Origin of the sequence: Streptomyces sp. NPDC015032 (assembly GCF_043080425.1) — a bacterium.
In the GTDB taxonomy this organism is placed as follows: domain Bacteria; phylum Actinomycetota; class Actinomycetes; order Streptomycetales; family Streptomycetaceae; genus Streptomyces.
Window position 1 is genome coordinate 1 of record NZ_JBIBVN010000089.1, and the last position, 6028, is coordinate 6028.

The following is a 6028-nucleotide window of genomic DNA, read 5'->3' on the forward strand; positions in this document are numbered from 1 at the left end:
CAGGCGAGTACTTCGATGTCCCCAACGGGAACTCCCGTCCTATGGATCTTCACGATCCAATGATCAGGGTGTCCACGATCAAGGGGAAACGCCCATCCTCCCGGCGCTCCATCAGATCCTGGAGCAGGCGGATGAGCAGCACGGTCTTGCCGGAGCCGGGCTCGCCGAGCACGACCAGTCGACGGGTGGGCACACGGTGGGCGAAGACCTCGTGGATCTGTGCGTAGTGTCCCGCCAGACCGGCCTCGTTCGCAGGCCATCCGGCGGGCTCACCGGGTGGGCCGCCGGGCCAGTCATTGGCCAGGCCGGTCAGCCGGGCCCAGGGCTCGGTCAGGGCTGCATCGGCCGTACGCCAGGCGACGGGTAGAGGATACGGATCGTTCAAGCGCCGGGCCTCGACCTCGTTGTTCCACTGCCGCTCTATCGTGTCCGCAAGCTGGTCGGCAATGGCACCCAGCCCCACATCGGCATTCCGGCCCGGCCGGGCCAGAATCGTCAGCACAAGAGCCACCAGACCGCTCACCGCGCCGACCACACTAGCCTTCGGATCAGCTTTGTCCCACCCGTCAACGATGCCGCTGATGACCAGCCACACCGCAGCTGCCGCGCACACACCCCACGGCACCACACGCAACCAACGACCCCTGTAACCCATAACGGATCACTCTGTCGTGACCCACACGTGCCACGGGCGGGAATGGTCAGATTGGCTGGATCGGGCAGCCTCTGCCTCTGCCAGCAACTGAGCCAAGTCACAAGAACGGCTGTCGACGAGACATACGTCATCACCGGTGACGCCGAACGACCCGGCGGAGAGAGCTCGCCGCGCCGGACGCGACGGGAGCCTGTCAGCGCGCATGCGGCAGCGACCGTAACCCCCGACGCCGTAGAAAGCGCACTGCACCACCGACACAAGCATGTCGGTCGTATTCGCCCGACGGCGTCTACCTGGCAACGGCCAGCAACGATCTGTCCTTGCGGATTTGGGGTCGCCAAGGTACTCCGGTCACCATGACGCGAACCGAGCAGGCCCTCGTAACCCTGGCGTGGGTCGCGGACGCCACTGGCTACGGCCTCATCGGCGGTGGCGGGGCCGGAGCGTACTTCTGGAAGTTCATAGCGGCCAGCACCAGCTGAGTCGCGCAAAACACGAGGTCCCACTGCGAGCGGTGTCGAACCCGGTGACGCCGACGGATGACCGCGGTCCCGGTCATGACATCCGCGGCGGCGTCGGCCTCAAGGGACAGGACCGTGAGACAGAAGCGCTGTGTCCCTCAAATGGGACAGTCGGAGATCCCAGATCATTACGGTGGAACGGGATTCCGAATGCGAGCCTGCAGTCACTCAGGGGCGGAGGGTGGTGGTCGGTCCTTCATCCGCATGGCGACGTAGCTCGCGCGGTCTGTGGCGGAGTGCTGGTGCCAGCGGTGGGCCGTGGCGTCGCAGGTGCCGATGAGGTCGGCGAGCAGCTTCCAGTGCACGGAGCTGACCAGGGAGAGCCAAGCACCGTTGCGGGCGAGGCGCGTGGCAGGGATGCCGTGGCGGATGAGTCGCTCACTCAGGGCGTTCGCGGTGAGGTGACGGCCGGGGCGCATGCCGGGGAAGAGGTAGGGGGTCGAGCGGGCACGGGCGATGACGCTCGGTGGTGTGCGGCCGTCGATCAGCCGTTGCAGCAGGGCAGACAGGCGAGGCCGGAGCCAGAGCGGATCACGTCCGAAGAGCAGGCCGAGAGTGTCGGGTTCGTTCGGGTGGTGCTGGACGTCGTCCAGCGTGAGGCTGACGATGCGGGTGCACAGCTGCCCGTACTGGAGGACCAGACATCCGGCGACGCGGTCGGCGAGAGGGACGGTCTCGTCGGTCTCCAGCCGCAGGGCAGTCAGGACACGTTCGGTGTCGCTCATGATCGAGCGATCTTCCGTGCGCTGGGCTGCAGCGATGGCGATGCGTGGCGGGGACAGGCAGGCGTCAGCCGACCAGACCAGGAACTGACGGAGTTCTGCCTGGTAGTGGCCGTGCTGGGTGACCCATCGGTCGCAGCGGGCCTGCGTGCAATCGGCCAGGAGGACGCCGCAGCCGTGGAGATGGCCGAGGAACTGTCGGGCGACACGAAGACGACGCAGGAGATAAGCGCGTTGTCCCTTGGTCAGAGGCTTGCCGTGACAGATGGCGTGCTGGGCGAGCGGCATCAGGGACCAACGGCCGTAGCGGGTGAGGATGAGCCGGTTGCCGGGATCGAGTGCGCTGGCGTGGACGATGATGTCGCGGGCGAGTTGGGCAAGTTGTTCGTCGCGCGGGGGCAGGATGCCGACCAGGGTGAGTACATCCCGTAGGTGGTTGACCGAGGCGGTCTGCCGCAGCTCGTCGAGGGCCTCGTGCTCTGGCACGAGGGAACCCGTAGCGAGCTGTCTGATCAGTTCTCCGCCGGGGCCGCGGAGGTAGGCGTCGAGACTCGACGGGTTCTCGTAGGCGGCCAGCTCGTCGACGAGTGGCTGCAGCCACTCGGGTGTGGCCCCGGTGACCTGGTCGGTGGTGAGGACAGCCAGTCGGGTCTGTGCGGTGCAGGCGCGGCAGCGCGCGTCGGATTCGAGTCGTGCGAAGCCGTGGCAGGTACGGCAGCGGTAGGAGAAGCGGACGCCGGCACACTCAGGGCACACGGGGCCGCCATCGTGGTGTTGGAAGGCGATGCTGGGCTGCTGACACCGGGAGCAGACGGCGGGGCTGGCCAGCACTTGGTCGACACATGCCCGGCAGACCGGCCCTTCGGGCCAGCGGCGGTTGGCACGAGCGACGGCGCCACAGCGACTGCAAGGAACCCGCATCTTCCCGTAACAGGATGCACAGCGCGGGATCCCGTCTTCGACGGCGGTGACCTCTGCGGTACGCAGCCCGCAGTCCCGGCAGGGGTGTTCGGGAAATCGGTCCTGGCGGCGGCAGCGGGTGCACAGAGGCCCGTCGGGACCGCGGGCGACGATCACGGCGGTCGTGCCGCACCGTGCGCAGGGGCGGGAACGGTCGCGGCTTCGGCAGTACCGGCACTGGGGACCGCGCTCGTCGCGGTGGGCGACTTCCCGGCTCTTGCCGCAGTCCCGACACGGCTCATGCGTGCGCATCAACGCGGCGCAACGGCGGCAGACCCTCTTCGCCGCGCTCTGCATTTGGCGAACCTCGCCGCAGACCGCGCACTTCAGGCGAGGCGTGCGCTGGCGGTAGCAGCGTTCACACAGCGGTCCACTCTCGCCACGCTGGTGGACCGCGCGTACCTCGCCGCAGCCAACGCATGGCTCACCAGCCTGCTGCTTCTTCCAGCAGGTTTGACACAACGGTTTGCCATCCTCCAGCCGCTTCGTCACGACGCGAAGTTGGCCACAACGGGCGCACGGCTGGGCGTTGCGGCGCCGTTGGCACGCCTGACATACCGGGCCGGCAGCGGTCCGAGCGTAGGGCACCCGATGCTGCCGGCAGTCGATGCACTCCTCGGCCGGCCGACGGCGATCGGAACAAGTCGCGCACAGCCGACGCGAGCGCGTGTTCACCCGCAGATACCGCTCCCGCCCACAGTCGTCGCACGAACCGCGGCCCCGCTGCTGGCCCTTGTCCACCACCATGGGGCCGGTCAGGTCTCGGCGTCGAAGAAGCCGGCGTCGAGCATCGGCGACTCCGGCAGCAGCGGACGCGGTCCAGCCTGTTCGGGCAGTGCCACGTCGCTCTCCGCCGAAGCGACCTCGACGACGAGTTCCTCGAACCGGCAGCCGAGGATCTTGCACAGCGCCAGCAACAGATCGACCGGCATCTTGGGAGGCTTGTCGCCGCTGACCAGCCGATAGATGTGGCTCCGGTCGAAGTCGAAGCCGTACTCGTGCAGGGCCTCAGTCAGCTTGGTGGTGGTGTACCAGTTCTTCCGGACGGCCATCAGCTCGCGCAGCCGCCACTCGTACTGTGGTCTTGAGCTGGCCCTGACGCCTTCCGGACGGGGCTCCGGAGCGGGCACGGCCCTCATCACGCGCCCCTCCGGGAGTCGGTACCCTGCAGGGCGAGGGTGCTCGCCAGCTCTTCATCGCACTCCGCCTCGAGATCGGCCTGAGCGAACGCGAGACGCAGCACCTCCGCCTCGGCCGCCTCCAAGTGCTGACGGACCTGCAAGTTCTTATACTCGCTGCTGAGCGCCGTGTAGATAGCCGTCGTGGCGGCGTGAGAGTGGCCGACCTGCTCGGTCACGAACCCCGCGTCATAGCCCGACTCGATGAGCCTGGTGACGTACGAATGTCTTGTGTCCGCAGAGACCGTGTGCGGATGACCTTGTGTGGCGATTGAGCAGCCCGGATCGTGAGGCCGCTTTGCGTGACGCAGACGCTCGAACGTGTTGCATTCCACGGCATCGCTCGTGACGTAGATCACTCGCCGCTGTGCCCGTGGGGTCGCGTTGTCAGTGGGTGGTGAGATCGTGCCTCCGTGAGTGAACTGGTTGAGCATGTCGATGAGTACGACCGTGTGTTGGGTGTCGTCGAGCGAGGCGAGGCGGAGCGTGAAGGCTGGCCGCATCGCATCGCAACGACGATCTGCCGTGATCGAACAGGACGGATCTTGGTGCTGCGGCGGTCCGAGACGCATCCCCGGTTTCCGGGCTACTACGACGTGATGGTCGGCGGCGCCGTGGACGTGGGCGAGTCGTATGAGGAAGCAGCGGCCCGGGAGCTGTCCGAAGAGCTGGGTGTTCGTGTGCCGGTGCACTTCCTGTTCAAGTTCCTTTGCCGGCAAGGGATTAGCCCCATCTGGCTCGGGGTGCATGAGGCCGTCGTGCCGGAGGCACTGATCCCGGACTCGGGTGAGATCGGCTGGCAGGACTGGATGACAGTGGCCGAGCTGCGCGAAGTCGTTGATGAATGGCGCTTCGTTCCGGGAGGGCGGGAAGCTCTGCGTCAATACCTGGAGTCCGGATTCGGAAACGGTGCGAGGGAGCCGGCAGCCGAGTGATCGGCGCCTCGGGTCAGGGCGGGCATCAACTGCAGGATCCGATGACGGTGGTTCGCGGGGTCGGAAGGCGCCTGATCCCGGAAGTTCCGGCGGCCGTTTCGCGGAGCCGGGTAATTTCCTCATGCTGTGCGGGGGCCTGTGTGCGGAAGTCCGAGAGCTCGTCGTTCCTCTGTTCTGACTGGTCCAGCCGTTCCTTGAGTCTGCTGTTCTCTGCCTTGAGCCGGATGATCTGCGCCTCGCGACGGTCGGGGATCTCGCCAGCGTCCTGCAGCGCCTGGACCCGTCGTTCGAACTCGAGGCGGAGGTGACTGTAGGGGCGGGTGCCGTAGAACGCGGTGCGGTCGACGTCGGCCTCGCGGGCGAGGGTCTTGACGTCGCACTTGCCGCCGGGTGGGATCTCGCCGCGCAGGAGGCGGTCCATGGCAGCCCGGATGCGGTTCTCGTTTTCGGCCCGCTGGGCTGCGGAGATTCTCATGAGGACTCCTCGTGCATGGTGGCGCTGGCGGCGTCGATCTCGGCGACGACCCGGAGGGCTCGGTCGTGATCAGCCTGGAGACGGGTGCGTTCGGTTTTGCGCGGGATGCCGAGCTGGCCGAGGAACGTCTTGGTGCGTTCGGCGTGTTCGGCCCAGACGGGGCGGTGGCAGGGGTGGTGGGTGGCCTGCGGGCAGCGGGCGGAGTCACACATCCCGACCAGCGGACGATCCGCCGTCGGGGTGCCGGCGAGCTTGAGGCAGAGTGCCCGGGAGGGGTCGGTGAACCAGCAGTAGTTCGCCGGTCCGAGGTGGAGGACCTTGGCGCGTTTGGTCAGCAGGTTGAGCACGTCGCGGTCATTGCGCTGGATCTTGGGCGCCGATGCTGCCGAGGGGTCGAGTTTCTCGTCGATGCCGGCGAAGAACTCGGTGAGGCTGCGGGCTCCCGGCCCGGCGGGCAGAATGCCCTGCTGGTAGTTTCGGAACTCCTCTAGGGCGTGTATCGAAATGGATCTCGGCCTATGCATGATCGTGGCTCATGGGGCGGGGAGACCTGACGGATGAGCAGTGGGCAGTATTGGAGCC

General features: G+C 67.1%; 8 protein-coding genes and 1 pseudogene. 2 read left to right on the forward strand and 7 right to left on the reverse strand.

Features of this window, described 5'->3' with window-relative positions; all coding sequences use genetic code 11:
• Positions 1-49 precede the first annotated feature (49 nt).
• Positions 50-595, reverse strand: a complete 546-nt coding sequence (locus ACF08M_RS41165) for a hypothetical protein (protein WP_392190442.1) — start codon at positions 593-595, stop codon at positions 50-52.
• Positions 596-1011: 416 nt separating this feature from the next.
• Between ACF08M_RS41165 and ACF08M_RS41170 the strand changes: the two genes are divergently transcribed.
• Positions 1012-1137: a hypothetical protein gene (locus ACF08M_RS41170; protein WP_392190443.1), complete on the forward strand. Its 126-nt coding sequence runs from the start codon at positions 1012-1014 to the stop codon at positions 1135-1137.
• Between the two features lie 203 nt (positions 1138-1340).
• Here the strand turns inward: ACF08M_RS41170 and ACF08M_RS41175 are convergent, their stop codons facing one another.
• The 4 genes and pseudogenes from ACF08M_RS41175 to ACF08M_RS41190 all read right to left on the reverse strand — a co-directional run.
• Entirely contained in the window at positions 1341-2654 is a 1314-nt protein-coding gene (locus tag ACF08M_RS41175; RefSeq protein WP_392190444.1) for a hypothetical protein, read from the reverse strand.
• Between the two features lie 959 nt (positions 2655-3613).
• Complete coding sequence (locus ACF08M_RS41180; RefSeq protein WP_392190445.1) at positions 3614-3997, reverse strand: helix-turn-helix domain-containing protein; 384 nt, start codon at positions 3995-3997, stop codon at positions 3614-3616.
• Positions 3997-4215, reverse strand: coding sequence for a hypothetical protein (locus ACF08M_RS41185; protein WP_392190449.1), 219 nt, complete (start codon positions 4213-4215; stop codon positions 3997-3999). Before ACF08M_RS41185 ends, ACF08M_RS41180 begins: the two co-directional genes overlap by 1 nt.
• Positions 4216-4539 (reverse strand): annotated as a pseudogene (locus ACF08M_RS41190) (hypothetical protein); the annotation flags it as partial. It abuts the gene before it with no gap.
• Between ACF08M_RS41190 and ACF08M_RS41195 the strand changes: the two are divergent.
• Positions 4450-4971, forward strand: coding sequence for an NUDIX hydrolase (locus ACF08M_RS41195; RefSeq protein WP_392190446.1), 522 nt, complete (start codon positions 4450-4452; stop codon positions 4969-4971). The pseudogene ACF08M_RS41190 and the gene ACF08M_RS41195 sit on opposite strands and share 90 nt — an antisense overlap.
• Positions 4972-4996: 25 nt before the next feature.
• Here ACF08M_RS41195 and ACF08M_RS41200 read toward each other — a convergent pair whose 3' ends face one another.
• Both ACF08M_RS41200 and ACF08M_RS41205 read right to left on the reverse strand, forming a co-directional pair.
• Positions 4997-5446: a hypothetical protein gene (locus ACF08M_RS41200; protein WP_392190447.1), complete on the reverse strand. Its 450-nt coding sequence runs from the start codon at positions 5444-5446 to the stop codon at positions 4997-4999.
• Positions 5443-5970 (reverse strand): hypothetical protein, encoded by a 528-nt coding sequence (locus ACF08M_RS41205; RefSeq protein ID WP_392190448.1) that lies wholly within the window; start codon positions 5968-5970, stop codon positions 5443-5445. The genes ACF08M_RS41200 and ACF08M_RS41205 overlap by 4 nt, the downstream gene beginning before the upstream one ends.
• Positions 5971-6028 lie beyond the last annotated feature (58 nt).